We start from the raw sequence: 26692 nt of genomic DNA, 5'->3' as shown, positions 1-26692 counted from the left end.
ATCCCCGCGAGAGAGGCGCTCCCAGGATGACTGCACCCTTTGCGACTGTGCGCGGTCGTGGCTACCGGACGGACGAAGTCGACCGGTATCTCGCGCGGCTGTCCGGCAGCCGGGACGAGGCCTGGGAGCGGGTGGCGCGGCTGACCGTGCTGGCCCGTCAGATGGAGGCGGAGGCCGAGCGGTTGCGGGCGGCGGTGGCCGCGCTGGCCCCGCAGACGTACGACGAGCTGAGCGAGCGGGCGCGGCGGATCCTGCAACTGGCGCAGGAGGAGGCGGAGGTCCTGCGGGAGGAGGCGCGGGCGGACGCGGCGGAGGCGGCGGGTGCGGCCGAGGCGCACGCCGACCGGGTGGCCGAGCTCGCGCGGCACGACGCGGAGGCGGTGCGCGAACAGACCGAGGTACGGGCGCGGCAGGGGCTGCTGCGGGCGCAGCGGGAGGCGGACGGGCTGCGGGCGGAGGCGCGCGAGGACGCGGCGGCCTGGCGGTCGGAGGCGCAGGCCGCACTGGCGGAGGCGGGGCGCCGGGCGCGGGCGCTGCTCGCGGAGCGGGAGCAGGAGCAGGTCGAGCGGTGGGACGCGTCGGGACGGGAGCTCGCGGCGCGGGCGGACGAGCAGGAAGCGCGGTACGCGGAGCTGGAGCGGTACGCCGAGGCGCGGCTGGCCGAGGCCAGGCGCGGGTACGCCGAGGCGGAGGAGACGGCCCGGCACGGCCAGGAGGACGCGCAGGCGCGGGCGGAGGAACTGGTGGCGCAGGCGCGGGTCCGGGAGGAACGGACGGTGCGCGAGACGGAGCGGATCCTGCGGGAGCACCAGGAGGCGCAGGAGGAGATGCGGGCCCACATGAGCCACGTCCGCTCCAGCCTTGCGGCGCTGACGGGCCGGGCGCCGGCGGAGGGGTAGGGGCTGCTCCGCGCGGTGGCGGGCCGGCCGCGCCGGGTCGGCGCGGGGCGGGAGGGGCACCGCCAAGTGGGTTGTCAGTGGGCGCCGTTAGCCTCGCGGTATGAGTTCTTCGCTGAGTGTGTACCTGCTCGATCTGAAGGCCGTCCACGCGCTGGTCGGCTCGCGTGACGACGCGCTCCTGGAGGTGGTCCGGGAGCGGTTCGCCGCCGATCTCGCGCATGACGACGACTGGTTCGACTCGGAGATCGAGGGCGGCGCGCCGACGGCGTACGAGGCGCTGCGCGCGGTGGTGCACGGCGGGCCGTTCAGTGAGGACCGGGAGCACGCCTTCCAGTACGCGTACGCGTACAAGCGGCTCTGTGACCTGACGGGGTCCTTCCTCGACAACTCCTCCTTCTCCCCGTACCGGGGCGACTGGCTGGGGATGGTCGACGCGGGGCTGCGCGCTTTGAAGATCGATGCCGTTTCGGTCGAGGACTTCGACTTCTCGGACCTGCCGGGCGGCCTGCCGTCGACGTACACGCCGGGTTGCGGCGAGTGGACGTACGAGGACTGCGTGAAGGCGCTGGAGCAGTTCGAGGAGACCAAGCGGCGGGGGGAGGTTCCGCTGCTGGACAGCGAGGTGTCCGAGGCCGTGGGGGACGTGCTGGGGTGGCTGCGGCAGGTCGAGGCGCGGCCGGGGTTCGGGATCGTGGGGTTCCGGTCCTAGCGGTGAGCGGGGTGTGGACGCGGGCCGGGGGCGCGGCGGTGCCCGGTGGGGTGCCGGAGGGGGTGGTCGCGGCGGTCGCCGGGTACGGCTCGGCGGAGGTCTTCGGGGGTGTCTACGTCCGGTACGCGGATCCGCGGCTGGTGGAGTCGCTCAACGAGTGCTGGTACCGGCTCGCGGTGGCCGAGGGGCTGTTCGGGGAGGGCGGTGCGTTCCTGTTGATGCCGCCGGGTGGGGAGGGCGGCTGGCGGCGGGTGCGGTTGTCGGCGGAGTGGGACCTCATGGGGGCCGGTGCGGAAACGGTTCTCGGGGCCGGGGCCGGGGCCGGGGCCGGGGCCGGCCGCCCGGACTTCACGGCGCTGACCCTGGACGGCGGTGTCGCCGTCGTCGCCGCGTCGTACGGGGGCGGGGCCGGGGTGTACGCGGTGCGCGACCCCGGGGGCGTCACCGGGCGGCGGCTGTGGGGGTGAGGAAGTCGCGGATCAGCGGGGCGATCTCGGCGAGGTGGGTCTCCAGGGCGAAGTGGCCGGCGCCCTCGAAGACGTGGACCTCGGCGTGGGGTGCGTCGCGGAGGTAGGCCTTGGCGCCTGCCGGGGTGAAGAAGGGGTCTCCGGCGCCCCAGGCGACGAGGACCGGGACGGCGGCCGTGCGGAGCCAGGTCTGCCATGCGGGGTAGTGGGCGAAGTTCGAGGCGTAGTCGAAGGCGAGGTCGGCCTGGGCGTCGGCGCGGCCGGGCAGCCCGAGGTAGTGGACGTCGAGGGTCCAGTTGTCGGGGGAGATCAGGGCGGGGTCCGCGACGCCGGTCTCGTACTGGAAGCGGGTGCCCTCCTCGGTGAACAGGGCGCGGACGCGCTCCTCGTTGCCGGGGACCTCGCGGCGCAGGCCGGCGAACTCACGGGCGGCGTCGGAGAGGCCCTCGTCGTACGCGTTCCCGTTCTGGACGATCAGGTGGGTGACGCGGTCGGGGCGGCGGGTGGCGAGCCGCAGTCCGACGGGGGCGCCGAAGTCGAAGACGTACAGGGCGAAGCGGTCGAGGGCGAGGGCGTCGGTGAAGCCCTCCACGATGTCGGCGAGCCGGTCGAAGGTGTACGTGAACCCGTGCGGGGCGGTGGTGCGGCCGAAGCCGGGGTAGTCGGGGGCGATCAGCCGGTACGGGGTGCCGGCGAGCGCGTCCATGAGGCGGGTGAACTGGTGCGAGGCGGTGGGGAAGCCGTGCAGGAGCAGCAGGACCGGGCCGTCGGCCGGGCCGCTCTCGCGGTAGGCGACGGTCACGCCGTCCACGTCGACGGTGTGGTGAGCGATCATCACATGCCTCCTTGGGCTTCGGTGGCATTAGTCTGCGGCAGCTGCGGCTAATGGGTCAAGTGGTGTTGCTAGCATTAGCGGCGTGAACCTGTTCCCGCTGCTGGGCGAGCCCCTCGCCCTCGACCTGCTGAACACCCGGCCCGCCGGGGCCGGCGACCTCATCGCCGACCGGGCGGGACTCGCCGCCTGGCTGGCCGAGGAGCCCGGGCGGCTGAGCCGCGTCGCCGAGGTCGGGGAGGCCGAGGTGGCCGCCGCGCACGCCGTGCGGGAGGCGGCCGGGCCGCTGCTGGCCGCCGCCCGGCGCGGTGAGCGGCCCCCGTCCGGTGCGCTGGCCGCGCTCAACGAGGTCCTCGCCGCCGCCCCGGCCCGCACCGAGCTGGCCTGGACCGCGCTGACCGGCATGACGGCGGCCCCGTACCGGGAGGCCGCCCCCGCGCAGCGGCTCGCCGCCGAGCTCGCGGAGGCCGTGGTGGAGCTGGTGACGGACCCCCGGGTGATGGCGGTGCGCGAGTGCGAGGCGTCCGACTGCGTGCTGCTGTTCCTGCCGGCGCACCCGCGCCGCCGCTGGTGCGTGGCGTCGGCCTGCGGCAACCGGGCCCGGGTGGCGCGCTACTACGCCCGGCACAAGGGGGAGGGCGCGTGAGCCGCGAGTGGGAGTCGCTGACCGAGAGCCAGCGGGCCTTCATGATCAACGCCTTCGAGATCGACATCCTGCCCGGCGTCTGGGGCGACCTGGCCGAGGAGGACAAGGAGCTGTCGGCCGCCGAGCTGGCCCCGATCCTGCTCGACCTCGTCGACCGGGGGTGGATCGAGGTGCGCCGGGTGGTCCCGTGGGCCGCGCCCGACGGCACTCCGGGCTTCCAGCCGGGTGGGGTGGTGCCGCGCGAGGCGCTGCCGGAGGTGCTGGCGGACCCGGCCGAATGGGAGTACCCCGAGGGCGGGATGGACTGGATCGGGACCCTGACGCTGACCGAGACCCCCGAGGGATGGCGGGTGAACCGGATCCCCCCGGATGGGGAGGCGGGCTGAGCCCGTGGGGGGGCAGGGTGGGTGAACCTCGGGGCGCGCTCCCCTCGAGGAAAGGTTTCTCCAACGCGTCGCGCTCCTACGCTCCCTCCCGGATGCCACCGGACCGGCATCCGCCCGCGGAAGAGAAGAACGGAACCCCCCTCATGCGTCTTCGCACCACCGCCGTAGCCCTCGCCGGAGCCCTCACCCTCGTCCTGCCGGCCGCCGCCACCGCCCTCGCGGACGACGGCAAGGCCCTCAGCTACAGCTTCCAGCAGAACGGCGAAAGCAAGACCGGGCAGGTGAGCGACCTGGCCGAGGACAAGTGCCACGCGCTGGCCGTGACCGACGCCCCGATCGAGGAAGCCGTCAACGAGACCGACAAGGTGGCCCTGTTCTTCGACAACAAGAACTGCGAGGGCGAGCCGGTCGCGGCCGCGGGCCCGGGTGAGAAGGCGGGCGACTTCGAGGCCTCCGCCGTCGCCTTCGAATCCGACCAGCAGGCGAAGCCCGCCGAGCCGGGCGAGAAGGACAAGCGCGAGGACGCCGCCCAGGCCCCCGTGCAGCAGCCGGCCGACAGCGACGCCTCCGACAGCGCCGAGGAGGAGTCCGACTACTTCGACTCCCCGTTCCGCACGATCGGCTGATCTTGGCTTGACGAACGGACGAGGGGCCCGGCACCCGGGGGTGCCGGGCCCCCGTCATGCCGTCGGCGTCGGCGTCGGCGTCGGCGTCGGCGTCGGTGTCGCGGGTGCGGGGGCCGGTGCCACGGGTGTGGGCGCGGGGGCCGCCGGCACCGCCGGTGCGGGTGCGGGGGCCGGGGCGCCCTCGTAGCGGTACGGGTCGCTGCGCAGCCCGCGCGCGACGACCACCACCGTGAACGGCGGCTTCGCCGGCTGCGGCAGCCGGGCCGTCAGGGCGCCCGTCGCCGGATCCGGCGTCGCCTCGACCGGGGTGCCGTCCACCGTGAGGCGGGGCTCGGTGAAACCGCCGCCCTCCACCCGCAGCAGCCCCTCGGGAGTGAGGGTGACGTCGGTGATCACCGGGTTGGGGCGGGTGGCCATCTTGTTGAGCAGGTAGGCCCCGGCCGGAGCGCCGGTCAGCGCCCAGATCTCGCCGGGCAGCCGGGGGAGCCCGCCGCCCACGTCGGAGAGGAAGAAGAGGACGACGTAGAGCATCGTGACCGCGCTCAGGGCCACGTACTGGAGGTCCACCAGGTCGGTCCGGCCGCTGTCGTTCGCGATCAGCTCCCGCAGCGGGCGGCGGCCGCCGGGGGTGGGCTTGGGGGCCGGCTTGGCCATGCTGCCGCTCTCCAGGCGGAAGCCGACGACCGCCTTCGCCGCGATCAGGGCCGCGTACGGGCCCCCGAGCAGCGGCAGGTACACCGAGGTCAGGGACGACAGCGGGCCGTCGGAGCCGGAGCCGGTGCCGCGGAAGTAGGAGACGCCGCCGCCCGCCGTGAGCCCGTACGCGAGGATCGCGAGCAGCAGCCAGACCAGGAGCACCGTCCAGGCCAGCGCCAGGGTGGTGGAGGTGGAGAGCCGGCCGTCGCGGCCGGTGACGAAGCCCGGCCTGCGGCGCAGGCGCAGGGCCACCGGCCCGGCCAGGGCGGCCAGTAACGCGAGCGCGAAGAGTGCGGATGCCATACGTCCCCCCGGATGCGGTCCTGGGCAAGAGGGTCACCCACTGGGCCCGAACATGACAACCCGACGCGCGGGTCGGGGTGTGCGCACCTCGGCTAGTCGTGCTCCGGCAGCACCGGGAACCTGCGCGGCGCCACCAGCAGCAGCACCAGCACCGCCGCCACCCCGGCGGCCGTCGCGCCGAGGAAGATGTGCTCCACCGCGGCCGCCACCGCGGCCCGCAGGTGCTCGGCGGCGGCCGGCGACAGCCCGCCCGGCTCCGCCAGGGCCCGCGACACGTCGTCGAGGCGCTCCGGCAGCCCCGGCAGCGGCGCCCCCGCCAGCCGGGCGGCGACGGTCGCGTTGGCCACCGCCCCCAGCAGCGCGGCCCCCACGCTCTGCCCGACGGTGCGGCAGAACAGCACCGAGGCCGTCGTGGTGCCCCGCTCGGCCCAGCCCACCGTGGACTGCACCCCGACCACCAGCGGCAGCTGGAACAGCCCGAGGGCGGCGCCCAGCAGCAGCATCACCAGCGCGGGCTGCCACGGCCGCGCCGGGTACGGCAGCAGGGTGAAGGCGAACAGCACCGCCGAGCCCAGCCCGACGCCCAGGGCGGCGGTGTCGCGGAAGCCGATGCGCCGGTACACGTGCTGGCAGAGGGCGGCCGACAGCGGCCAGCTCAGCGTCATCAGGGCGGTCAGCAGCCCGGCTCCGACCGGCCCGAGCCCGAGCACGGACTGGGCGTACATCGGCATGAACACCATCGGGGCGACCATCAGCAGCCCGAGCGCCGCCATCGCCAGGTTCACGGCGGCGATGGTGCGCCGGCGCCACACCCAGCCGGGCAGGATCGGCTCCGCGGCCCGGCGCTCCACCCGGACGACCACCGCCGCCAGGACCACGCTCGCGCCCAGCAGCGCCAGCGAGGGCGCCGACAGCCAGGGCCAGGCCACGCCGCCCTGGACCAGGGCGAAGAGCAGCAGCCCGCCGCAGGCGAAGACGGCGAGGGCCCCGGCCCAGTCCACGGGGCCCCGGCGGCCTGGGGAGCGTACGGGTTCCACGAGGTGGCGGGCGGTCAGCCCGAGGGCCAGCCCGGCCAGCGGCACGCTGATCAGGAACGTCCAGCGCCAGCCCGCGTACCCGGCCAGCACCCCGCCGAGGGCCGGGCCGAGCAGGGCGGAGCTCGCCCACACGGTGGTCATCCGGGCCTGTATGCGGGGGCGTTCGCGCAGCGGGTAGAGGTCGGCGGCCAGGGTCTGCACGGTGCTCTGCAGGGCTCCGCCGCCCAGCCCCTGGACGACGCGGAAGGCGATGAGCGCGGCCATGTTCCAGGCGGACGCGCACAGCAGGGAGCCGGCCAGGAAGAGGGTGGTGCCGAAGAGGAGGACGGGCTTGCGGCCGAAGGTGTCGCTGAGCTTGCCGTAGAGGGGCAGGGTGACGGTGACGGCGAGGAGGTAGCCGGAGAACAGCCAGGAGAAGACGGCGAACCCGCCGAGGTCCCCGACGATCTGCGGGACGGCGGTGGAGACGATCGTGCTGTCGAGCGCGACCAGGGCCATGTTCAGCATCAGCGCCACCACGACCCGGGTGGGCGGCCGTCCGGGGCCGGCCGGACCCGGCACGGCCTCGGGGCCGGACTCCGGGACCCCCGGGCTTCCTCCGGGGTGGCCGACGGGGTCCGCCGTGCCCTCCGCGGAAGCTTCCGTGGAGCCTTTCGCCCGGTTTTCTCCTGCTTCCACGGTGTTCCCCTCGTCTGCGGGGAACACCATCTCACCGGGCCGCTCCGGGCGGAATCCCCGTCTCACGGACGCCCGGGCCCTCCGTGTCCCCTACCCCAGGTCCGTCGCAGGGCGGACAACCCCTAGGGGTGGCTCAGCATTTGGGCCCAGGGGACGTTCGTCCCGGCGGAGGAGGCCGAAAGGCCCGCGAGGTCCTTAACTGGTTCATACGAGCGGGTCCGCCGGTGGGTGGGGGTGGGGTTAACCCCCCGGTGGATACGGCGATGGGCACCAGCGCGCCCGGCACCCCCCGCACCGCAGACTTCGACGGCGGCCGTACGGATATCGGCCACGCACATACCGGCCACGTACGCGCCGGCCGCACCGGCAGCACAAGCACAAGCACGAGCACGAGCACGAGCACAGGCACACCAACAGGGGAGACAGCACCGTGACAACGGCGATGACCGAGACCAGGCACGGGAGCGGCGGGGGACAGAACTCCGTCGCGGCCCGGGCGCGCCAGGTCGTCAAGGCCTACGGCTCCGGGGAGACCCGCGTCGTCGCCCTCGACCACGTGGACGTGGACATCCACCGCGGCCAGTTCACCGCGATCATGGGCCCCTCCGGCTCCGGCAAGTCCACGCTGATGCACTGCCTGGCCGGGCTGGACACGGTGACGGGCGGGCAGATCCACCTGGAGGACACCGAGATCACCGGCCTGAAGGACAAGAAGCTCACCCAGCTGCGCCGGGACAAGATCGGCTTCATCTTCCAGGCGTTCAACCTGCTGCCGACGCTCAACGCCCTGGAGAACATCACCCTCCCCATGGACATCGCGGGCCGCAAGCCGGACCAGCAGTGGCTGGACCGGGTCGTCCAGACGGTCGGTCTCGCGGGCCGCCTCAAGCACCGCCCGACCGAGCTGTCCGGCGGACAGCAGCAGCGCGTGGCGGTCGCCCGCGCCCTCGCGGCCCGCCCGGCGATCATCTTCGGCGACGAGCCGACCGGGAACCTGGACTCCCGGGCCGGCGCCGAGGTCCTCGGCTTCCTGCGCCAGTCCGTCGACCAGCTGGGCCAGACCATCGTGATGGTCACCCACGACCCGGTCGCCGCCTCCTACGCGGACCGCGTCATCTTCCTCGCCGACGGCCGCATCGTCGACGAGATGTACGGGCCCACCGCCGACCAGGTGCTCGACCGGATGAAGGACTTCGACGCGCGCGGGCGGACCTCGTGACCGTGATGAAGACCGCGCGGCGCAACTTCCTCGCGCACAAGGGCAGGATGGCGCTCTCCGCGGTCGCCGTGCTGCTGTCGGTCGCCTTCGTCTGCGGGACCCTGGTGTTCACGGACACCATGAACACCACCTTCGACAAGCTGTTCGCCGTCACCAGCTCCGACGTCACCGTCAGCCCCAAGGAAGCCGAGGAGGGCGAGGAGGTCTCGGCCCGCGGCAGGCCGGAGTCCCTGCCCGGCTCGGTCGTGGAGAAGGTCCGTGCCGCCGAGGGCGTGAAGTCCGCCGAGGGCGGCGTCGTCTCGATGGCCGTCACCGTCGTCAACTCCAAGAACGAGAACATGGGGTCGACCACCGGAGCCCCGACCATCGCGGGCAACTGGAACGACAACGAGCTCAAGTCGATGAAGATCACCTCCGGCCACGCCCCGCGCGGCCCCACCGAGGTGATGGTCGACGCCGACACCGCCGACAAGCACAAGCTGAGGCTCGGCGACGAGCTGCGCACCATCGCCGTCACCGGTGACGTCCGGGCGAAGATCAGCGGTATCGCCTCCTTCACCGTGACCAACCCGGGCGCGGCCATCGTCTACTTCGACACCGCCACCGCCCAGGAGAAGCTGCTCGGCGCCCCGGGCACGTTCACCCACGTCAACGTCACCGCCAAGGACGGCGTGACGCACGAGCAGCTGAAGAAGAACGTGGCGGCCGCGGTCGGCGCGGACACGTACAAGGTCCAGACCGCCAAGGAAGCCGCGGCCGCCAACAAGAAGGACATGGGCTTCCTCGACGTCATGAAGTACGTGATGCTCGGCTTCGCCGGCATCGCCTTCCTCGTCGGCATCTTCCTGATCTTCAACACCTTCTCGATGCTGGTCGCCCAGCGCACCCGCGAGATCGGCCTGATGCGCGCCATCGGCTCCGACCGGGGCCAGATCAACCGCTCGGTCCTCATCGAGGCGTTCCTGCTCGGCGTCGTCGGCTCCCTCGCGGGAGTCGCGGCGGGCGTGGGCCTGGCCGTCGGGCTGATGAAGCTGATGGGCCAGATGGGCATGCGGCTGTCCACCGCCGACCTGACGGTCAAGTGGACGACCCCGGCCGTCGGCCTGGTCCTGGGCATCGTCGTCACCGTCGTCGCCGCCTACGTCCCGGCCCGCCGGGCCGGCAAGGTGTCCCCGATGGCCGCCCTGCGCGACGCCGGAACCCCCGGCGACAAGAAGGCCGGCAGGGTCCGCGCGGCCCTCGGCCTGCTGCTCACGGGCATCGGCGGGGCGGCCCTGTTCCTCGCCGCGGCCGCCGACAAGGCCTCCGCGGGCTCGCTGTGGCTGGCCGTCGGCGTGCTGTTCAGCCTGATCGGCTTCATCGTGATCGGCCCGCTGCTGGCCGGCGTCGTGGTCCGGGTGCTCGCCGCCCCGGTGCTGCGGCCCTTCGGCTCCGTCGGCCGGCTCGCCGAGCGCAACGCGCTGCGCAACCCGCGCCGCACCGGTGCCACGGCCGCCGCGCTGATGATCGGACTGGCGCTGGTCGCCTGCCTGTCGGTGGTCGGCTCCTCCATGGTGGCCTCCGCCACCGACGAGCTCGACCGCAGCGTCGGCGCGGACTACATCGTCGCCTCGCAGGGCGGTCAGCCGATGATGCCGCAGGCCGAGCAGGCCATGCGGTCCACCAAGGGCCTGGACCACGTCACCGCGTACCGCGAGGTCGAGGCGAAGATCACCGCCCCGGACGGCACGTCCGCCCAGGACCAGCTCAGCGTCACCGACCCGACGTACGCGCAGGACGTGCGCCGCAAGATGGTCGCGGGCGCGCACCAGGACGCGTACGCGGCCGGCTCCATGGCGGTGGGCTCCCTCTACGCCGACAAGCACCACGTCAAGGTCGGCGACGAGCTGACGGTCGCCTTCAACGGCGGCAAGACCACCAGGCTGAAGGTCGCCGCGATCACCTCGGACGAGGGCAACCTCGACAAGGGCGTGAAGTACATCAGCACCGCGACCGCCGAGGCCAACGTCCCGGCCGACCGGCTGGCCCGCCCGTTCATGCTGCTGGCCAAGGCCGAGAAGGGGCAGGCCGACAGCGCGTACACGGCGCTCAAGGCGGCCATGGCCGAGTACCCGCAGTACAAGGTGCTCAACCAGACCGACTACAAGCAGGACCTCAAGGACCAGGTCGGGCAGCTGCTCAACATGGTCTACGGGCTCCTCGCCCTCGCGATCATCGTCGCGGTGCTGGGTGTCGTGAACACCCTGGCCCTCTCGGTGGTCGAGCGGACCCGCGAGATCGGCCTGATGCGCGCCATCGGCCTCTCCCGCCGGCAGCTGCGCCGCATGATCCGCCTGGAGTCGGTGGTCATCGCCCTCTTCGGCGCCCTGCTGGGCCTCGGCCTGGGCATGGGCTGGGGTGCCACCGCCCAGCAGCTCCTCGCCCTCCAGGGGCTGAAGGTGCTGGAGATCCCGTGGCCGACCATCATCGGCGTCTTCGCCGGCTCGGCCCTGGTGGGCCTGTTCGCCGCACTGGTCCCGGCCTTCCGGGCGGGGCGGATGAACGTCCTGAACGCGATCGCCAGCGAGTAGCGGGGCGGTCGTACGGGGGAAGCACGGGGGAACGCGCCGGCCCCGGACCGTCCGCAGGGACGGCCCGGGGCCGGCGTCGTCCGCCGGCGGCCCGGCGGCTCAGCTGCCCAGGGGCCGAGGGGCCGGCAGACCAGGGCCCCGGCGGCCCGGGCGCTCACAGCATCCGCTGGAGCAGGACGTACCCGCCCGCCTCGCCCATCAGCGCGAAGCGCGACCCCGGGTGCAGCCGCTCGGCGAAGGCGACGGGGTCGCCGGCCCCGCCGTCGGAGGCGTCGTAGACCAGGAAGGCCGGCAGCACCCCCTCGGTGCCGCCGATCCAGTACACCTGGCAGCGCGAGGTCAGCCGGGTCAGCGGCCCGTGGCCGGCCTCCACCCGCACCCCGTCCGGGATCTGCGCCAGCAGCCGTTCGACGGCGGCCACCCGCGCGGGCTTCGCGTACGCGGACCGCTCGCCGAGCCGGGCCAGCGGCAGGCTGGTCGCGCTCAGCGCGAGGGCGGCGGCGAGCACGGCGCCGGGCAGCTGGTGGGCGTACGCCCGCACCCGCGGCCGGGGGCTGCGCCGGGCGGTGTCGAGGGCGTCGGCCAGGGCCAGGGCGACGACCGGCATCAGGACGGCGCTGTAGTGGTAGTCGGTGGACCAGTAGTGCGGGTCACCCGACAGGAACCGCCAGCCCAGCGTCGGCACGGCCACCAGCAGCAGCGGGGAGCGCAGCGCCAGGAGCCCGGTGGTGGGGACGAGCACCCAGCCGAGGGTGGTCAGCTTCGTGCCGAGGCCGCTCAGCGGGCCGCCGCCGGCCCCGCCCTCGCCCCCGCCGAGCTTCTCCCAGTAGGCGTAGCCGTCGGCGGCGAAGGCGGGGATCACCACGGTGAACACCAGTGCCGCGGCGGCCGCCCCGGCCACGGCGACGGCCGCCGCGAGCCGTGCGGCCCGCGGGTCGGCGCGCCGGGCCCGCCAGGCGGTGACGAGGGCCAGGGCGGCCAGGGTGAGCCCGAGGTCCTCCTTGACCAGCAGCAGCGGCAGCCCCCAGCCCAGGGCGGCCCGCCAGCGGCGCGCGAGCAGCGCCTCCAGGGCGAAGGCCAGCAGCGGTACGGCGAAGCAGATCTCGTGGAAGTCGAACTCCACGGCCCGCTGGATCCCCCAGGACAGCCCGTATGCCGCCCCGAGCGCGAGCCCCCGGGCCTGCCCGAGGAGCTTCGCCGAGGCGCGGGTGACGGGCAGCGCGGACAGCGCGATCAGGGCCGCCTGCACCACCAGGAGGGTGACGGGGGTCGGGAAGACCCGGTAGAGCGGGGCGATCAGGGCGATGACCGGGCTGAAGTGGTCGCCGAGGATGTTGAAGCCCGGCCCCTTCAGGTCGACCAGGGGCGGCCGGAGCCAGGCGTAGGCCCTGACCGCCTGCTCGAAGATCCCGAGGTCCCAGGAGCCCTCCTCCATCCGCCGGTACCGGGTCACCGAGAGCACCGCGTACGCGAGGAACAGCGCGGCGGCGAGTGCGTACGGTGCCCGGCGCGCGGCCCGCCCGGCGCGGTCGCCCGTGATGCGGTCGCCGGTGCTCGGGGGGCTTCCGGATATCGGCATCCGGACAGATTCTCACCCCTGACCGGAATGCCTCCCTCCGCCCCCCTGTTCCCCGCCGGGGACGGCCCCGGGCCCCCGCCGCGGACGACGCCCGGTCCCCGCCACGCCCCCGCGGGACCGCAATGCCCCGCGCGGCCGGGGGAGCGGCGTCATAGGGTGGGAACCCCCGGCCCGTTCACGTGTCGGGCCCTTCGCGTTGCCCCCGGCACCCCTCGCCCCTCACCGGATGGAAAGCCTGTCTCATGAGCCTGCACGGACTGCTCGACGCCGTCACCCGGGATCCCGCCCTCGCCGAGGCGGTCACCGCGGCCGGGGACGGCAACCGCATGCACGTGGACCTCGTCGGCCCGCCCGCCGCCCGGCCCTTCGCCATCGCCGCGCTGGCCGCCCGCACCGGCCGGACCGTCCTCGCGGTCACCGCCACCGGCCGCGAGGCGGAGGACCTCGCCGCCGCGCTGCGCTCCCTGCTGCCCCCCGACGAGGTGGTCGACTACCCGGCCTGGGAGACGCTGCCGCACGAACGGCTCAGCCCGCGCAGCGACACCGTCGGCCGCCGGATCGCCGTGCTGCGCCGGCTCGCGCACCCGAGCAAGGACGACCCGGCGGCCGGGCCCGTCTCGGTGGTCGTCGCCCCCATCCGCTCCGTGCTCCAGCCGCAGGTCAAGGGGCTCGGGGACCTGCTTCCGGTGAGCCTGCGGCAGGGTGACACCACCGACCTCGGCGTGATCACCGAGGCCCTGGCGGCGGCCGCGTACTCCCGCGTCGAGCTGGTCGAGAAGCGCGGCGAGTTCGCCGTGCGCGGCGGCATCCTCGACGTCTTCCCGCCCACCGAGGAGCACCCGCTGCGCGTGGAGTTCTGGGGCGACGAGGTCGAGGAGATCCGTTACTTCAAGGTCGCCGACCAGCGCTCGCTGGAGATCGCCGAGCACGGCCTGTGGGCCCCGCCCTGCCGCGAACTGCTGCTCACGGACGAGGTCCGCGAGCGGGCAGCGGCGCTCGCCGAGGAGCACCCCGAACTCGGTGAACTGCTCAACAAGATCGCCGAGGGGATCGCGGTCGAGGGCATGGAGTCCCTCGCCCCGGTCCTCGTCGACGACATGGAGCTGCTCATCGACGTCCTGCCGGCCGGGGCGATGGCCGTCGTCTGCGACCCGGAGCGGGTCCGCACCCGCGCCGCCGACCTGGTGGCGACCTCGCAGGAGTTCCTGATGGCCTCGTGGGCGGCCACCGCCGGCGGCGGCGAGGCACCCATCGACGTCGGCGCCGCCTCGCTGCGCGGGATCGCGGACGTACGCGAGCACGCCGGCGAGATCGGCATGATGTGGTGGTCGGTGTCCCCCTTCGCGGCAGGCGACGAGGACATGGCGGGCGGCGACGTGCTGAAGCTCGGCATGCACGCCCCCGAGGCCTACCGGGGCGACACCGCCCGCGCCCTCGCCGACACCAAGGGCTGGATCGCCGACGGCTGGCACACCGTCTACCTCACCGAGGGCCACGGCCCGGCCGCCCGCACCGTCGAGGTGCTCGGCGGCGAGGGCATCGCCGCCCGGCTGGAGCCCCGGCTGGAGGCGCTCGAGCCCTCCATCGTCCACGTCGCCTGCGGTTCGATCGACAACGGCTTCGTGGACCCGGCGCTGAAGCTGGCCGTCCTCACCGAGACCGACCTGACCGGGCAGCGCACCGCCACCAAGGACCTCGGCCGGATGCCGACCCGGCGCCGCAAGTCCATCGACCCGCTCACCCTGGAGGTCGGCGACTACATCGTGCACGAGCAGCACGGTGTCGGCCGCTACGTCGAGATGGTGCAGCGCACCGTGCAGGGCGCCACCCGCGAGTACCTCCTCGTCGAGTACGCGCCGGCCAAGCGAGGCCAGCCCGGCGACCGCCTGTACATCCCCACCGACCAGCTGGAGCAGGTCACCAAGTACGTGGGCGGAGAGGCCCCGACCCTGCACCGGCTCGGCGGCGCCGACTGGACGAAGACCAAGGCGCGGGCGAAGAAGGCCGTCAAGGAGATCGCCGCCGACCTGATCAAGCTGTACAGCGCGCGCATGGCGGCCCCCGGCCACACCTTCGGCCCGGACACCCCCTGGCAGCGCGAGCTGGAGGACGCCTTCCCGTACGCGGAGACGCCCGACCAGCTCACCACCATCGCCGAGGTCAAGGAGGACATGGAGAAGTCGGTCCCGATGGACCGGCTGATCTGCGGCGACGTCGGCTACGGCAAGACGGAGATCGCGGTGCGGGCCGCCTTCAAGGCGGTGCAGGACGGCAAGCAGGTGGCCGTCCTGGTCCCCACGACCCTCCTCGTCCAGCAGCACTTCGGGACCTTCTCCGAGCGCTACAGCCAGTTCCCGGTCAACGTGAAGGCGCTGTCCCGCTTCCAGACCGACACCGAGTCCAAGGCCACCCTGGAGGGCCTCAAGGAGGGCTCGGTGGACGTGGTCATCGGCACCCACCGGCTGTTCTCGCAGGAGACGAAGTTCAAGGACCTGGGCCTGGTCATCGTCGACGAGGAGCAGCGCTTCGGCGTCGAGCACAAGGAGCAGCTGAAGAAGCTCCGCGCCAACGTCGACGTGCTGACCATGTCGGCGACCCCGATCCCGCGCACCCTGGAGATGGCGGTGACCGGCATCCGCGAGATGTCGACGATCACCACCCCGCCGGAGGAGCGCCACCCGGTGCTCACCTTCGTCGGCCCGTACGAGGAGAAGCAGATCGGCGCCGCGATCCGGCGCGAGCTGCTGCGCGAGGGCCAGTGCTTCTACATCCACAACCGGGTCGAGTCCATCGACCGGGCGGCCGCGAAGCTGCGCGAGATCGTGCCCGAGGCGCGGATCGCGACGGCCCACGGCCAGATGTCGGAACAGGCCCTGGAGCAGGTCGTGGTCGACTTCTGGGAGAAGAAGTTCGACGTCCTCGTCTCCACGACCATCGTCGAGTCCGGCATCGACATCTCCAACGCCAACACCCTGATCGTGGAGCGCGGCGACAACTTCGGCCTGAGCCAGCTGCACCAGCTGCGCGGCCGCGTCGGGCGCGGCCGCGAGCGCGGGTACGCGTACTTCCTGTACCCGCCGGAGAAGCCGCTGACGGAGACCGCGCACGAGCGGCTGGCCACCATCGCCCAGCACACCGAGATGGGCGCCGGCATGTACGTGGCGATGAAGGACCTGGAGATCCGCGGCGCGGGCAACCTGCTGGGCGGCGAGCAGTCCGGGCACATCGCGGGCGTCGGCTTCGACCTGTACATCCGGATGGTCGGCGAGGCCGTGGCCGACTACCGGGCCGCCGTCGAGGGCGGCGGGGCGCAGGAGGAGCCGCCGCTGGAGGTGAAGATCGAGCTGCCGGTCGACGCGCACGTCCCGCACGACTACGCGCCCGGCGAGCGGCTGCGCCTGCAGGCGTACCGGTCCATCGCGGCGGCGAACTCCGAGGCCGACATCAAGGCCGTGCGGGAGGAGCTGACGGACCGCTACGGCAAGCTCCCGGAGCCGGTGGAGAACCTGCTGCTGGTGGCGGGGCTGCGGATGCTGGCGCGGGCCTGCGGGGTCGGGGACATCACCCTCCAGGGGCCGAACATCCGCTTCGGGCCGGTGGAGTTGCGCGAGTCGCAGGAGCTGCGCCTCAAGCGCCTGTACCCGGGGACGGTCCTCAAGCCGGCCACCTCCCAGGTGCTGGTGCCTCGGCCGAAGACGGCGAAGGTCGGCGGCAAGCCGCTGGTCGGCCGCGAACTGCTGGCCTGGACGGGCGAGTTCCTCACCACGATCCTCGGCTCGTAGCGCGCGCCCGTGCGTATCATCGGCCGATGAACACGTCGACGACCCTGGAGTCCGCCGCGACGGCGGACTTCCCGGCCCTGTCGCTGCGGCCCTGGCGCGAGGACGACGTCCCCGCGCTGGTGGAGGCGTACGCCGATCCGTTCCTGCGGCGCTGGACCGCCGAGCCCCTGGACGACGCGGCCGGCGGGCTGCGCTGGGTGGCGCGGCAGCGGCGGGACCGGGAGGCGGGCCTGCGGTTCGCCTTCGCGGTGCTGGAGGCCGGGCCCGGGGGCGGGCCGGGCCGGCTGGTGGGCGGTGCGGTCCTCAAGCGGCCCGTGCCGGACGGCGCTTCGGCCGAGGTCGGCTACTGGACGGCCGCCGCGGCGCGGGGCCGGGGCGTCGCCCCGCGCGCCCTGGAGGCGCTGACGGTCTGGGCGTTCGAGACCTTCGCCGGCTCCGGGCTGGAACGCCTCGACCTGCTGCACCAGGAGGACAACGGGGCCTCCTGCCGGGTGGCGGAGAAGAGCGGCTACCTCTTCCGCGCCGTTCTTCCCGCGGCGCCGCCGGAGTTCCCGCTCAGCGGTCACCTGCACGTCCGGCGGGCCGGAGGCGGCTGAGCGGGAGGGCGGGTCAGACCGATTCGCCCACCGCGCCGCCCGTCTTGGAGAGGTCCAGGACGTCGGAGTCCTTCGGGGAGGCGGTGTCGACCGGGACGTCGAAGGCCGAGAACGTGAGGGCGCCGGTCGTGTCGCCGCTGATCGACGACTTCAGGATGTACGGCGTGCCCCGCGTCGCGACCCAGTCGGTCTGGGTGCCCTGCCGGGCGGGGGAGGTGACGGACAGCGCCGGTGTGCCGTCGACGCTGCCCGTCTCCCCCTTGCGGGCGAGCGGGCTGCCCTTGCCGAGGTCGTCCGTCAGCTTTCCGAGGTTGCAGCTGCCGGTCATCGGGGCGGCGCGCGGGTCGGTGGCGGGGAGCTTGACCCAGCGGTCCGCGAGCACGGCGACCATCTGGTCCGTCTGCTTCTGCGAGGCGTGCTTCTGCTTGGCGGCGCCCCGCCAGTAGTCGGCGTCGCCGCGGAAGTGGACGAGGTCGGGGGACTTGATGATGTCCATCTTCCCCATGCCGTCGAGGCGGACGGCGCCGTTGCAGTTGCCCTTCTTGTCGAGGGAGAGGTCGATCCGCATCGGCTTGGCCTCGTACTCCACGGTGGCCGTGACGTGCAGGGACTGCGCCTTGCGGGTGGCCTCGCCGGCCCGGGTGAGGATCTCCGCCCCCGACAGGTCGGCCAGTGCCCGCTCGCCCTTGGCGTCCGAGGTGGCCGACGGCGAGGCGGGCCCGGAGGCGGACGCTCCGGGCGACTGGGAGGCGCGGGCCCGGTCGCCGACGTCGGAGGCCCGGCCGTCGGCGGGCACGCACGCCGCCAGGCCGCCGCCGATCAGGGCCGCGGCGGCCAGTGCCGACGTGGTGGTCTTCGTACGGCTGCGCATCTGGATTCCCCCGTGGACCGGTGACTACGACTCAGGATCCGAGACTAGGGGGTGTCTGTGACACCGTCCCGGCGGGTCCGCGCACGCCGGTGTACTCGACCGAGCCGGCGTCCGGCCCCTGTTGCGCGTGCTTGACCAGGTACGGCACCGCGTCCAGCAGGACGTGGTCGGTGATCTCGCCGCCGTCGGGGGCCTTCGACCTGAACACCGCCACCGGCTTGCCGTTCTGGCGGGCGTCCGGCTCGCGGCGGACGCCGGTGGGCTCGGCCGGGTAGGCCCGGTCGGGCCGGGCCGCCGCGCACAGGGTGCGCAGGTGTGCGACCGAGGGGTCCGAGGTCCTGGCGTCGATCCAGGCCGCCTGGCCGCTGTCGGGGTACGAGGCGGTCGGGTCCCTGAAGTGGTCCCTGAGGAAGCCCTCGTCGCCCTTGAAGGAGAGCCGGCCGTCCTCCATCAGGATCTCCCCGGTTCCGGCGCGCGCGACCGTGACCTTGCCCCAGCAGCCGCTTTCGCCCTCGAAGGTCAGGGCCGCGCTGATCTCGCGGTCGCCGATGGTGCGCGTGATGGCCGCGTTCTTCCTCTCGGCCTTCGCCGTCTCCTCGTACGCGGCGCGCAGGACGGCGGCCGGGTCCCTGCCCGCGAGCGGATCCGGCTTCGCGGACGCCGCGGACGACCGCGCTGCCGGGCCGGCCGCCGGGCCGCAGCCGGTGGCGGTCAGCAGGGCCGCGAGGGCGAGTGCGGTCGCGGCCGCGGACACGGCCGCGGGCATGGTGGTGGTGCGCATGAGCTGGTCCCCCCCTGGGATCGTTCAGGATCCGGAGGGTATCCGGCGGGTGTCCGGCGTCGCTGGAGTCAGGACTTCTTCCACGTCGCGCAGCCCGTGGTCTTGAAGTAGCCGTCCTGCGCGGAGACGGTCACGACGGCCGGGCCGGTGGGGTTGTCGTTGGCGGCGATGGAGTCGACGTCGTGGGAGGCGTTCTTGGCGCGCTCCCAGTAGCAGCCGGCCGAGCCCGCGGCGGGGCCGCTCGACTTGTAGGTGCCGGGGGCGAGGTCGAGGCCCACCTTGAACATGCCGCCGTCGCCCGCGGCTTCGGTCTTCGGGGCGTCGGAGACGGCCTTCGGGTCGATGGTCTCCCAGTCGTTGCAGCCGTTGGACTTGAAGAGCTTGTCGCCCGCCTCGATGGTCACGTAGCTGGTGCCGGTGACGTTGTCGTTGGCGATGATCGACTCGACCTCGCCCGAGGCGTCCTTGGCGCGCTCCCAGTAGCAGCCCAGGCCCTTGTTGCCGGTGGTGCGGTAGGTGCCGGGCTGGAGGTCCGAGCCGGCCTGGAAGGTGCCGCTGCCGCGCATCGCCGCCTTCTTGCCGTCCTTCTTCGGCTCGGACGGCTTCGCGCTCGTCTTGCCGCCGGCCGTCTGGCCGCCGCCCGCCTTGGGGCTGTTGCCGGCCGCGGTCGGCTTCTTCGGGCCGGTGTCCTTGGAGCCGCTCGTGCCGCCGCCCCCGGTGCAGGCGGCGAGTGCGACGAGGGCGACGAGCGCGCCGGCGCCCGTGAGGACGCGGTGGCGGGCGCTTCGGCCGTGGCGCGGGCGCGGGGTGGAGGACTGGGACATGGGTGTGCTCCTGTCTCGGATCTCTCGGGGCGGCCGGCGTGCTCCGCTTGTTGACGGGAACATCACAACAGAGGCTGTGAACCGAGTCAACACGATTCACACCATGGATTGGATTCACGCTGTGAAGTGGATTCCCGGCTGTGCACCGGTATGCTCCCGGCATGCTGGAGGAGAACGTCCCCGAGGTCACCGCCGCCGAGATCGCCCGCCTCGCAGGGGTCGGCCGGGCCGCCGTGAGCAACTGGCGACGCCGCCACCCCGGCTTCCCCAAGCCCGTCGGCGGCACCGAGACCAGCCCCTCCTTCGCGCTGCCCGAAGTCGAAGCGTGGCTGCGGGCCCAGGGCAAGCTCGCCGAGGTCCCCCTGCGCGAACGCGTCTGGCAGCAGGTCACCGCCCACCCCGGCGGCGCCGTCGCCGCCCTCGTCGAAGCCGGCGCCGCACTGCTCGTCGTACGGGACCGCCCCGCGCGGTGGCTGGAGCTCGCCGCCCTCCCCGACGACCGGCTCGCCGAACGGCTGCCCGCCGTACGGGACGAAGCGCTCACCGCCCGGCTCGGAGCCGGCCACCCCGTGACCGTGCGCCCCGCCGCCGGAGCCGTCACCCTGCTGCGGGCCGTCGCCGAACTCGCCGCCGGACTCGGCGCCCGCCAGGCCTTCGAATTCCTCCTCGGCCGCCACCTGGAGGCCAACCCCCGCCAGTACACCCTGACCCCCGAAGGCTGCGCCGACCTCATGGCCGGCCTCGCCGGACCCGGCGTCCGCACCGCCCTCGACCCCGCCTGCGGCACCGGCAGCCCGCTGCGCGCCCTCGCCGGCGCCACCGTCCTGCACGCCCAGGACGCCTCCCCCGAACTGGCCGCGCTCGCCGCGCTCCGCCTCGCCCTGCACGGCTCCGCCCAGGTCCGCGCGGCCGCCGCCGACAGCCTGCGCGCCGACGCCTTCCCCGACGCCGCCGTCGACGCCGTGCTCTGCCACCCCCCGTTCAACGAACGCAACTGGGGCCACGAGGAACTCGCCTACGACCCCCGCTGGGAGTACGGCTTCCCCGCCCGCACCGAATCCGAACTCGCCTGGATCCAGCACGCCCTGGCCCGCCTGCGCGAGGGCGGCACCGCCGTGCTGCTCATGCCGCCCGCCGCCGCCGCCCGCCGCTCCGGCCGCCGCATCCGCGCCGACCTGCTGCGCCGCGGCGCCCTGCGGGCCGTCGTCTCCCTCCCCGCCGGCGCCGCACCCCCGTACGGGATCCCGCTCCAGCTGTGGGTGCTGCGCAAGCCCGCCCCCGGCGCCGCCGTCCCCGCCGGACTGCTGCTCCTCGACACCGCCGGTCTCGACCCCGACGGGCCGGCCCAGGCGCGGGCCCCCTGGCCCGACGTGCGCGACGCCGTCCTCGCCGCCTGGACCGCGTACGACCGCACCGGCGCCACCCCCGAGACCCCCGGCGTCAGCCGCGTCGTACCCGTCATCGAACTCCTCGACGACGACGTCGACCTCACCCCCGCCCGCCACCTGCCCCCGCCCGCCGCCGGCGGCGGCCTCGCCGAGCTGGCCGCCGTACGCGACCGCCTCGACGCCACCCTCGCCCGCGCCGCCCGGCTCACCCCGCCGCCCGCGACCCCCGCCGGCACCGGCCCGGCCCCCGCCCAGCCCGCGGCCGCCTCCCCCTCACAGACCACCGTCGGCGAACTCGCCCGCGCCGGAGCCCTGCTGCTGCGCGCCGGAACCGGCACCGGCACCGACGGACTGCCCGTCCTCACCGAGTACGACGTCTACGCCGGAACCGCCCCCTCCGGCACCGCCGCCACCCCCGGCCCCGACACCGCCGAGACCCTCCTCGCCGAACCCGGCGACGTCGTCGTCCCCGTCGTCGGCGCCCTCTCCGCCGCCCGCGTCGTCACCGAGGACCCCGCCAGCGGAGCCGGCGCCGTCATCGGCCGCAACCTCCAGCTGCTGCGCCCCGACCCGGCCGCCCTCGACCCCTGGTTCCTCGCCGGGTTCCTGCGCGGCACCGCCAACACCCGCCGCGCCAGCAGCCACGCCTCCACCGCCACCCGCCTCGACGTGCGCCGGCTCCAGCTGCCCCGGCTGCCCCCCGCCGAACAGCGGCGCTACGGAGCCCGCTTCCGGGCCCTCGCCGAGTTCGAGGACGCGCTGAGGCTGGCGGGACGCCTGGGGGAGCAGCTCGTACAAGGCCTCTACGACGGACTCTCGGACGGCAGCGTCACACCCCAGTGACCGTGCTGCGACCCTGCAACGGTTGGGTCCATCCCCTCACGAACGGCCGGAAACGCTGTATACGCTTCGAGCCGTCACCTTTCCGCACGGCCCGTCAGGAGCACCGATGCACGGCCCCGGCATCCCGCCGCAGCAAGGCCCCCACGGCCACCGGCCCCTCTCCGGGGCCGCGATGACGCTGCGCGTGCTCTTCACGGCGCTGCCCGTCCTCAGCTGCGGTTTCTTCGCCTGGGGCTCGATGCTGCGGCTCGCCGTCCTCACCCGCAAGTCCCTGGACTGGGCCCTGCTCGTGCTGAGCCTGGTCCTGTCCGTCGTGTGGATCGTCTTCATCGGGCTCGACCCGACCGAGAAGACGGACGGCTGGCAGGGCAACCTCGGCGCCGGTGGCTCGATCTTCACCGGCTTCGCGATCTGCGTCTACTACCTCGTCGCCGACATCAGGCACCACGAGTCCAAGGCCCTCGCCCCGGCACCCGCACCCTGGTACCCGTCCGCGCCGCAGGCCCCGTACGCCCAGCACCAGCAGCCCGGCCCCCACCAGCCGCAGCCCCCGCACCAGACCACCCCCGGCTACGGCTACCCGCCGGCCGGACAGCAGGGCGCCCAGCCGCCCGTGCCCCCGCAGCAGCCCGCCACACCCCCGCGCCTCGGCCAGGTCCGCGCCGAACTCGACGAGCTCAGCGAACTCCTGCGCCAGCAGAACCCGCCGCGGCCCCCGCAGCCCGGCGGCCCCTACCAGGACCCGAACAGCACGGCGTTCCAGGACCCGCAGCGGTGACCGAACCCGAACGCCTCATCGGTGAGCGCTACCAGCTCGCCACCATCCTCGGCCAGGGCGGCATGGGCCAGGTGTGGACCGCCTACGACCGCCGCCTCGACCGCCGCGTCGCCGTCAAGCTGCTGCGCCCCGACAAGGTCGCCGGCCCCGGCACCGTCGCCGAGGAGCTGCGCCGCCGCTTCGTACGCGAATGCCGCGTCACCGCCCAGGTCGACCACCCCGGCCTCGTCACCGTCCACGACGCCGGCAGCGACGGCGACGAGCTGTACCTCGTCATGGGCTACGTCGAGGGCTCCGACCTCGCCGACCACCTCGCCGAGCACGACCCCTACCCCTGGCCCTGGGCCGTCGCCGTCGTGGCACAGCTGTGCGCGGTGCTCTCCGCCGTGCACGCGGTACCGATCGTCCACCGCGACCTCAAGCCGCGGAACGTGATGATCCGCCCCGACGGGACCGTCCTCGTCCTCGACCTCGGCGTCGCCTCCGTGATGGACACCGACACCACCCGCCTCACCAGCACCGGCTCACCCATCGGCAGCCCCGCCTACATGGCCCCCGAACAGGCCATGGGCGGCGCCGTCGGCCCCTACACCGACCTGTACGCCCTCGGCGTGCTGCTGTACGAACTCCTCAGCGGCGGCGTGCCCTTCGCCGGCACCACCGCCCTCGGCGTCCTCCACCGCCACCTCTACGAACCCCCGGCCCCGGTCCGCCCCCTGCGCCCGGAGATCCCCCCGGAACTGGAGGCCGTCCTGCTGCGCCTCCTCGCCAAGGACCCCCAGGACCGCCCCGGCTCCGCCCAGGAGGTCTACGAAGCCCTCGTACCGCTCCTCCCCGCCCCCGGCAGCCGCCACCCGGCCGGCCCGCTCGACCCGACCCGGCCCTTCCTGCGCCCCCAGGCACCCTGGCCCGACCGGGCCGCCGCCGTGCCCCCGCGTCCGACCGCGCCCCCGGCGCCGCCCCGCCCCGACATCCCCGGCGCCGTCGACGAGGCCCGGAAGCTCCTGGACCAGGGCCGGCTCACCCAGGCCGTGGACATCCTCGGCAACATCCTCCCCGCGGCCGCCGCCGAGCACGGCGAGCACTCCCCGGTCGTCCGCAGCCTGCGCAAGCAGTACGCCGCCACCCTCATGGACGACGGCCAGTACCGCCGCGCCCTCCCCGAACTGCGCCGCCTCGCCGACCAGTTCCCCGCCGGGGACCCCCAGTCGCTGCGCTTCCGCTACGACGCCGCCCAGTGCCTGGAGCAGCTCGGCGAACCCGCTGCGGCCCTCGCGGAGTACCGCTCGCTGCTGCCCCTGTTCGAGAACCACTACGCCAACCCCGACCCCGGCCTGCCGCTGGAGGTCCGCCGGCGGATAGCGCACCTGCTGCTCTCCCTCGGCGACCGCCCCGCCGCCCACGACACCCTGGTCCGCCTCCTCTACGACGCCGACCGCGTCCACGGCCCCGCGCACCCCCTCCCGGTGGAGATCCGGCGCACCCTGCAATGGCTGGGCCAGGTGCGCTGACCGCGCCGGCCGCGCCGGCCGCCGCGCCGGGGACCCCTACACCACCGCGCCCGCGCCCCGCTGCCGGCGGCGCAGCGCCGCCCCGGCCGCCACGAGTACGGACACCCCCGCCACGGCCACCCCGGCCGGCAGCCCCGGCGGGCTGAACTCGCAGGTCACCGTGGTGGTGCGGCCGTCCAGCGGGACGGCGAGCAGGCCGAGGCGGGATCGCCCCGGGCGGCCGTCGCAGCTCCAGCCCGCGATGGCCGGCACCGACACCACCGCCGTGCCCGTGCTGCCCGGGGGCAGGGTGGCGGTCAGCCCCGACGGGGTGACCCGCACGCCGGTGGCCGCCCTCGCCCGCAGCGCGGCCACCGCCGCGCCCAGCCGGGTGCCGTCCAGGCAGGACAGCGCCCACCGGGCGGGGGCCGGGCGGTCGAAGACGAGCTTCGAGGCGGGCCCGCGCGAGAGCCCCAGCGACTGGAGCGCCGCCCGGTTCTTCGGCGGGTTCCCGTTCAGCTTGAAGGGGCGCCCGCCCGCCAGCCGGGCCGTCGCGTTGTACTCCGGCGCCCACAGGAACGCCTCCGTCCCCGCCCGGCACACCCCGGGCGCGACCGGGTCCTCGTACACCTTCGCGCCCAGCAGCAGCTCCTGGTTGGCGAACGGCGACTCCCCGTACGCCCCGGCCGCCTCCGCCGGCTGGACGGTGACCAGCGGCAGGGCCTCCGGCCGGGCGACCGAGCCGTCGGGCTTCAGCCGGGCGCCCACCGCGAACAGCGCGTCCGTCACCGGATTGTCCAGGCTCTGCACGCTGCGCCCGCGCGAGGTGGAGCCCGCGCCGAGCGCCGTCATCGTGCGCGTGAACACGTCCGGGGTGTGGCTGCTGTAGTACGCGCCGCCCTCACCGCCCAGCAGCAGCGGGTCGTTGCCCGACAGCGCCGGCCGGCCCGCGTCCGTCCGGTACGCCGGCCAGCCCTCCGCCCCGGCCAGGGCGCGGGCGCGCGCGGTGTGCGCCCGGCCCCAGGACGGGTAGTCGTCCAGCCCGGCCAGCTTGCCCTTGTGCCCGTACGCCGTCGCCGCCGCGGCCTGCGCCACCAGCACCGCCGCGAGCAGCCCCGCGGCCGCCGGCCGCAGCCGGCGCCGGCCCAGCGCCCGCCACGCGGCGACGCCCAGCAGCAGCCCGCCCGCGAACAGCGCGTACCCCCACGCCGTCACCAGGGCGCTGCCACCCGCCCACAGCGCGGCCGCCGTCAGCAGACCGCCGCCCGCCGCGAGCGCCCGCACCCCGGGCACGCCCGCGGCGAGGCCCGTCCAGGCGGCGATCACCGCGATGCCGGCCAGCACGAACGTCTGCCGGTACGCGCTGCCGTTCGGGGTGGCGAAGAGGTGCCACAGCAGATGGGTCGGCTCCCACTGCAGGGACAGCGCCACCGCCACCACCAGCCCCGCCCACCAGCAGCGGGTACGGACCGGCAGCGCCCGGTGGAACGGCAGCGCCGCCACCAGCAGCAGGGTCCCGGTGCCGACGAACACGGCGGGGGAGTTGAAGGAGTAGGTGGCCGGCAGCAGGCGGGCGAAGAAGTCGGACCACGGCACCGGCCCGAACTCCTTGGACCAGCCCGGGTAGGCCTGCTTCGTGCTGAGGAACAGCGGCACCAGCACCGGCGCCGACAGCCCGATCCCCAGCAGCGTCGTCACCGCCGCCCGCCCGACCACCAGGGCCCGCTCGCGCACCTCCCGCCGGGTCAGCACCACCCGCACGACCAGCACCAGCGCCGCGCCGAGCGTGGCCATGTACGCGGTGTAGAAGTTGGCGGTCCAGCCCACCGCGACGACCAGCACCCCGAGCACCGGCCGCCGCCCGCGCAGCGCCCACTCGCCGGTCAGGCACAGCAGCGGGAAGGCGATGAGCCCGTCCAGCCACATCGGGTTGTAGGCGGCCTCGATCACCGACCACCCGCACAGCGCGTACGAGGCCCCCAGCAGCCCCGCCGCCCACCACGGCCCGCGCCGCTGGGTCCGCAGCAGCCAGGCCATCGCGGCCGCGGCGGCCGCCATCTTCAGCACGGTCACCACGTACACCGCGAGGTCGATGTCCTCGCGCGGGAACAGCGCCACCAGTACGGCGAAGGGGCTCGTCAGGTAGGTCCCGAGATCGGGCAGGAAGCTGGTCCCGTACCCGGACTGCCAGTTGAACAGCAGCCCGCCCCGGGCCCGCCCGTGCAGCAGGTCCCACAGGTGCGCGTGGAACGGCACGAACTGGTTGCCGAGGTCGTTGACGCTGCGATGGCGCCCCCCGTACGGGAACACCCGCGCGACGGCGTCCCCACCGCACACGGCAACGGCCGTGACGAGCGAGGCGAACACCGCCCCGAGGAGTGAATCCTTCCGGCCGGAACGTCGTACGGGCCGGTCGGCGGGACGCCCGGGAACCTGGCGCGGGGCGAGCTGCGATGTCGACATGGTGGTCAGATCCTCGCAGCAACGGTTGACGGAGGGGTGGCCGACGGGTGGCCGACTGCTGATCCGGCCCTCTCGGCCCGTGAGCGCCGGGTGCCTCGTACGGGTGAACGGCGCACGCACGGCCGCCCGGACCCGGCCGGAGAGGCCATTGTGGCCGGAGGGCGTGTGCGGGACGCGGCGTCGGAGAGGGGAGGGGGAAGTGGCCGGCGGTGAGAGGCGGCAGAGACAC

Annotated in this window: 21 protein-coding genes; 13 read left to right on the top strand and 8 right to left on the bottom strand. The window is 74.4% G+C overall.

Annotated elements, in window-relative coordinates:
• The first annotated feature begins 26 nt into the window (after positions 1–26).
• From D1J60_RS14300 to D1J60_RS14290, 3 genes are all read left to right on the top strand, one after another.
• Positions 27–899, top strand: coding sequence for a cellulose-binding protein (locus D1J60_RS14300; protein WP_125821357.1), 873 nt, complete (start codon positions 27–29; stop codon positions 897–899).
• Between the two features lie 100 nt (positions 900–999).
• Positions 1000–1608: a hypothetical protein gene (locus D1J60_RS14295; RefSeq protein WP_125821356.1), complete on the top strand. Its 609-nt coding sequence runs from the start codon at positions 1000–1002 to the stop codon at positions 1606–1608.
• 2 nt (positions 1609–1610) lie between these two features.
• The gene (locus D1J60_RS14290; protein ID WP_125821355.1) at positions 1611–2075 is read left to right on the top strand and encodes a hypothetical protein; all 465 of its coding nucleotides are present in this window, start codon (positions 1611–1613) and stop codon (positions 2073–2075) included.
• Here D1J60_RS14290 and D1J60_RS14285 read toward each other — a convergent pair.
• Entirely contained in the window at positions 2050–2910 is an 861-nt protein-coding gene (locus D1J60_RS14285; RefSeq protein ID WP_164720899.1) for an alpha/beta hydrolase, read from the bottom strand. The genes D1J60_RS14290 and D1J60_RS14285 overlap by 26 nt on opposite strands.
• 82 nt (positions 2911–2992) lie before the next feature.
• On the opposite strand from D1J60_RS14285, the gene D1J60_RS14280 reads away from it, so the two are divergent.
• The 3 genes from D1J60_RS14280 (at position 2993) to D1J60_RS14270 (ending at position 4565) form a co-directional block, all read left to right on the top strand.
• Positions 2993–3553 carry an ABATE domain-containing protein gene (locus D1J60_RS14280; protein ID WP_241253263.1) on the top strand — a complete coding sequence of 187 codons (561 nt, stop codon included), beginning with the start codon at positions 2993–2995 and terminating at the stop codon, positions 3551–3553.
• Positions 3550–3939, top strand: coding sequence for a hypothetical protein (locus D1J60_RS14275; protein WP_125821353.1), 390 nt, complete (start codon positions 3550–3552; stop codon positions 3937–3939). The genes D1J60_RS14280 and D1J60_RS14275 overlap by 4 nt, the downstream gene beginning before the upstream one ends.
• 143 nt (positions 3940–4082) lie before the next feature.
• The gene (locus D1J60_RS14270; protein WP_125606180.1) at positions 4083–4565 is read left to right on the top strand and encodes a hypothetical protein; all 483 of its coding nucleotides are present in this window, start codon (positions 4083–4085) and stop codon (positions 4563–4565) included.
• 54 nt (positions 4566–4619) lie between these two features.
• Here D1J60_RS14270 and D1J60_RS14265 read toward each other — a convergent pair whose 3' ends face one another.
• Entirely contained in the window at positions 4620–5564 is a 945-nt protein-coding gene (locus tag D1J60_RS14265) for a hypothetical protein (protein WP_241253262.1), read from the bottom strand.
• A 92-nt stretch (positions 5565–5656) separates the two neighbouring features.
• The gene (locus D1J60_RS14260) at positions 5657–7162 is read right to left on the bottom strand and encodes an MDR family MFS transporter (protein WP_241253562.1); all 1506 of its coding nucleotides are present in this window, start codon (positions 7160–7162) and stop codon (positions 5657–5659) included.
• A gap of 547 nt (positions 7163–7709) precedes the next feature.
• Here D1J60_RS14260 and D1J60_RS14255 point away from each other — a divergent pair.
• The gene (locus tag D1J60_RS14255; RefSeq protein ID WP_125599730.1) at positions 7710–8498 is read left to right on the top strand and encodes an ABC transporter ATP-binding protein; all 789 of its coding nucleotides are present in this window, start codon (positions 7710–7712) and stop codon (positions 8496–8498) included.
• On the top strand, positions 8495–11068 hold the full coding sequence (locus D1J60_RS14250) for an FtsX-like permease family protein (protein WP_125821352.1): 2574 nt from the start codon (positions 8495–8497) through the stop codon (positions 11066–11068). Before D1J60_RS14255 ends, D1J60_RS14250 begins: the two co-directional genes overlap by 4 nt.
• A gap of 154 nt (positions 11069–11222) precedes the next feature.
• On the opposite strand, the gene D1J60_RS14245 is transcribed toward D1J60_RS14250, so the two are convergent.
• Positions 11223–12647 carry a DUF2079 domain-containing protein gene (locus tag D1J60_RS14245; RefSeq protein WP_125821351.1) on the bottom strand — a complete coding sequence of 475 codons (1425 nt, stop codon included), beginning with the start codon at positions 12645–12647 and terminating at the stop codon, positions 11223–11225.
• A 242-nt stretch (positions 12648–12889) separates the two neighbouring features.
• Here D1J60_RS14245 and mfd point away from each other — a divergent pair, with 242 nt between their 5' ends.
• Both mfd and D1J60_RS14235 read left to right on the top strand, forming a co-directional pair.
• Positions 12890–16429 (top strand): transcription-repair coupling factor, encoded by a 3540-nt coding sequence (gene mfd / locus D1J60_RS14240; RefSeq protein ID WP_125821350.1) that lies wholly within the window; start codon positions 12890–12892, stop codon positions 16427–16429.
• Positions 16430–16455: 26 nt separating this feature from the next.
• Positions 16456–17025 carry a GNAT family N-acetyltransferase gene (locus D1J60_RS14235; protein ID WP_125821349.1) on the top strand — a complete coding sequence of 190 codons (570 nt, stop codon included), beginning with the start codon at positions 16456–16458 and terminating at the stop codon, positions 17023–17025.
• A 13-nt stretch (positions 17026–17038) separates the two neighbouring features.
• Here the strand turns inward: D1J60_RS14235 and D1J60_RS14230 are convergent, their stop codons facing one another.
• The 3 genes from D1J60_RS14230 to D1J60_RS14220 all read right to left on the bottom strand — a co-directional run bounded on the left by D1J60_RS14230 (position 17039) and on the right by D1J60_RS14220 (position 19501).
• Complete coding sequence (locus D1J60_RS14230; protein ID WP_125821348.1) at positions 17039–17896, bottom strand: hypothetical protein; 858 nt, start codon at positions 17894–17896, stop codon at positions 17039–17041.
• Positions 17897–17927: 31 nt separating this feature from the next.
• Positions 17928–18677 carry a hypothetical protein gene (locus D1J60_RS14225; RefSeq protein WP_125821347.1) on the bottom strand — a complete coding sequence of 250 codons (750 nt, stop codon included), beginning with the start codon at positions 18675–18677 and terminating at the stop codon, positions 17928–17930.
• 68 nt (positions 18678–18745) lie between these two features.
• A complete protein-coding gene (locus D1J60_RS14220) occupies positions 18746–19501 on the bottom strand; it encodes a hypothetical protein (RefSeq protein ID WP_125821346.1) in 756 nt (251 codons plus the stop codon).
• A 161-nt stretch (positions 19502–19662) separates the two neighbouring features.
• Here D1J60_RS14220 and D1J60_RS14215 point away from each other — a divergent pair, with 161 nt between their 5' ends.
• From D1J60_RS14215 to D1J60_RS14205, 3 genes are all read left to right on the top strand, one after another.
• The gene (locus D1J60_RS14215; protein ID WP_125821345.1) at positions 19663–21732 is read left to right on the top strand and encodes an N-6 DNA methylase; all 2070 of its coding nucleotides are present in this window, start codon (positions 19663–19665) and stop codon (positions 21730–21732) included.
• A 106-nt stretch (positions 21733–21838) separates the two neighbouring features.
• Positions 21839–22510 carry a hypothetical protein gene (locus D1J60_RS14210; protein ID WP_125821344.1) on the top strand — a complete coding sequence of 224 codons (672 nt, stop codon included), beginning with the start codon at positions 21839–21841 and terminating at the stop codon, positions 22508–22510.
• Positions 22507–24021, top strand: coding sequence for a serine/threonine-protein kinase (locus D1J60_RS14205; protein ID WP_125821343.1), 1515 nt, complete (start codon positions 22507–22509; stop codon positions 24019–24021). The genes D1J60_RS14210 and D1J60_RS14205 overlap by 4 nt, the downstream gene beginning before the upstream one ends.
• Positions 24022–24057: 36 nt before the next feature.
• Here D1J60_RS14205 and D1J60_RS14200 read toward each other — a convergent pair whose 3' ends face one another.
• Entirely contained in the window at positions 24058–26463 is a 2406-nt protein-coding gene (locus D1J60_RS14200; protein WP_241253261.1) for a YfhO family protein, read from the bottom strand.
• Between the last annotated feature and the right edge of the window lie 229 nt (positions 26464–26692).

The sequence above is a fragment of the Streptomyces sp. W1SF4 genome (assembly GCF_003950035.1).
Classification (GTDB): Bacteria; Actinomycetota; Actinomycetes; order Streptomycetales; family Streptomycetaceae; genus Streptomyces; species Streptomyces racemochromogenes.
Note: the sequence above shows the minus strand (reverse complement) of the source record. Positions and strands in the feature narration are given on the sequence as shown.

Coding starts and splice junctions, on each gene's coding strand:
- D1J60_RS14300 (WP_125821357.1), top strand. CDS start 27: ATGACTGCACCCTTTGCGACTGTGCGCGGTCGTGGCTACCGGACGGAC.
- D1J60_RS14225 (WP_125821347.1), bottom strand. CDS start 18,677: ATGCGCACCACCACCATGCCCGCGGCCGTGTCCGCGGCCGCGACCGCA.
- D1J60_RS14270 (WP_125606180.1), top strand. CDS start 4,083: ATGCGTCTTCGCACCACCGCCGTAGCCCTCGCCGGAGCCCTCACCCTC.
- D1J60_RS14285 (WP_164720899.1), bottom strand. CDS start 2,910: ATGATCGCTCACCACACCGTCGACGTGGACGGCGTGACCGTCGCCTAC.
- D1J60_RS14265 (WP_241253262.1), bottom strand. CDS start 5,564: ATGGCATCCGCACTCTTCGCGCTCGCGTTACTGGCCGCCCTGGCCGGG.
- D1J60_RS14210 (WP_125821344.1), top strand. CDS start 21,839: ATGCACGGCCCCGGCATCCCGCCGCAGCAAGGCCCCCACGGCCACCGG.
- D1J60_RS14220 (WP_125821346.1), bottom strand. CDS start 19,501: ATGTCCCAGTCCTCCACCCCGCGCCCGCGCCACGGCCGAAGCGCCCGC.
- D1J60_RS14295 (WP_125821356.1), top strand. CDS start 1,000: ATGAGTTCTTCGCTGAGTGTGTACCTGCTCGATCTGAAGGCCGTCCAC.
- D1J60_RS14215 (WP_125821345.1), top strand. CDS start 19,663: ATGCTGGAGGAGAACGTCCCCGAGGTCACCGCCGCCGAGATCGCCCGC.
- D1J60_RS14235 (WP_125821349.1), top strand. CDS start 16,456: ATGAACACGTCGACGACCCTGGAGTCCGCCGCGACGGCGGACTTCCCG.
- D1J60_RS14200 (WP_241253261.1), bottom strand. CDS start 26,463: ATGTCGACATCGCAGCTCGCCCCGCGCCAGGTTCCCGGGCGTCCCGCC.
- mfd (WP_125821350.1), top strand. CDS start 12,890: ATGAGCCTGCACGGACTGCTCGACGCCGTCACCCGGGATCCCGCCCTC.
- D1J60_RS14230 (WP_125821348.1), bottom strand. CDS start 17,896: ATGCGCAGCCGTACGAAGACCACCACGTCGGCACTGGCCGCCGCGGCC.
- D1J60_RS14245 (WP_125821351.1), bottom strand. CDS start 12,647: ATGCCGATATCCGGAAGCCCCCCGAGCACCGGCGACCGCATCACGGGC.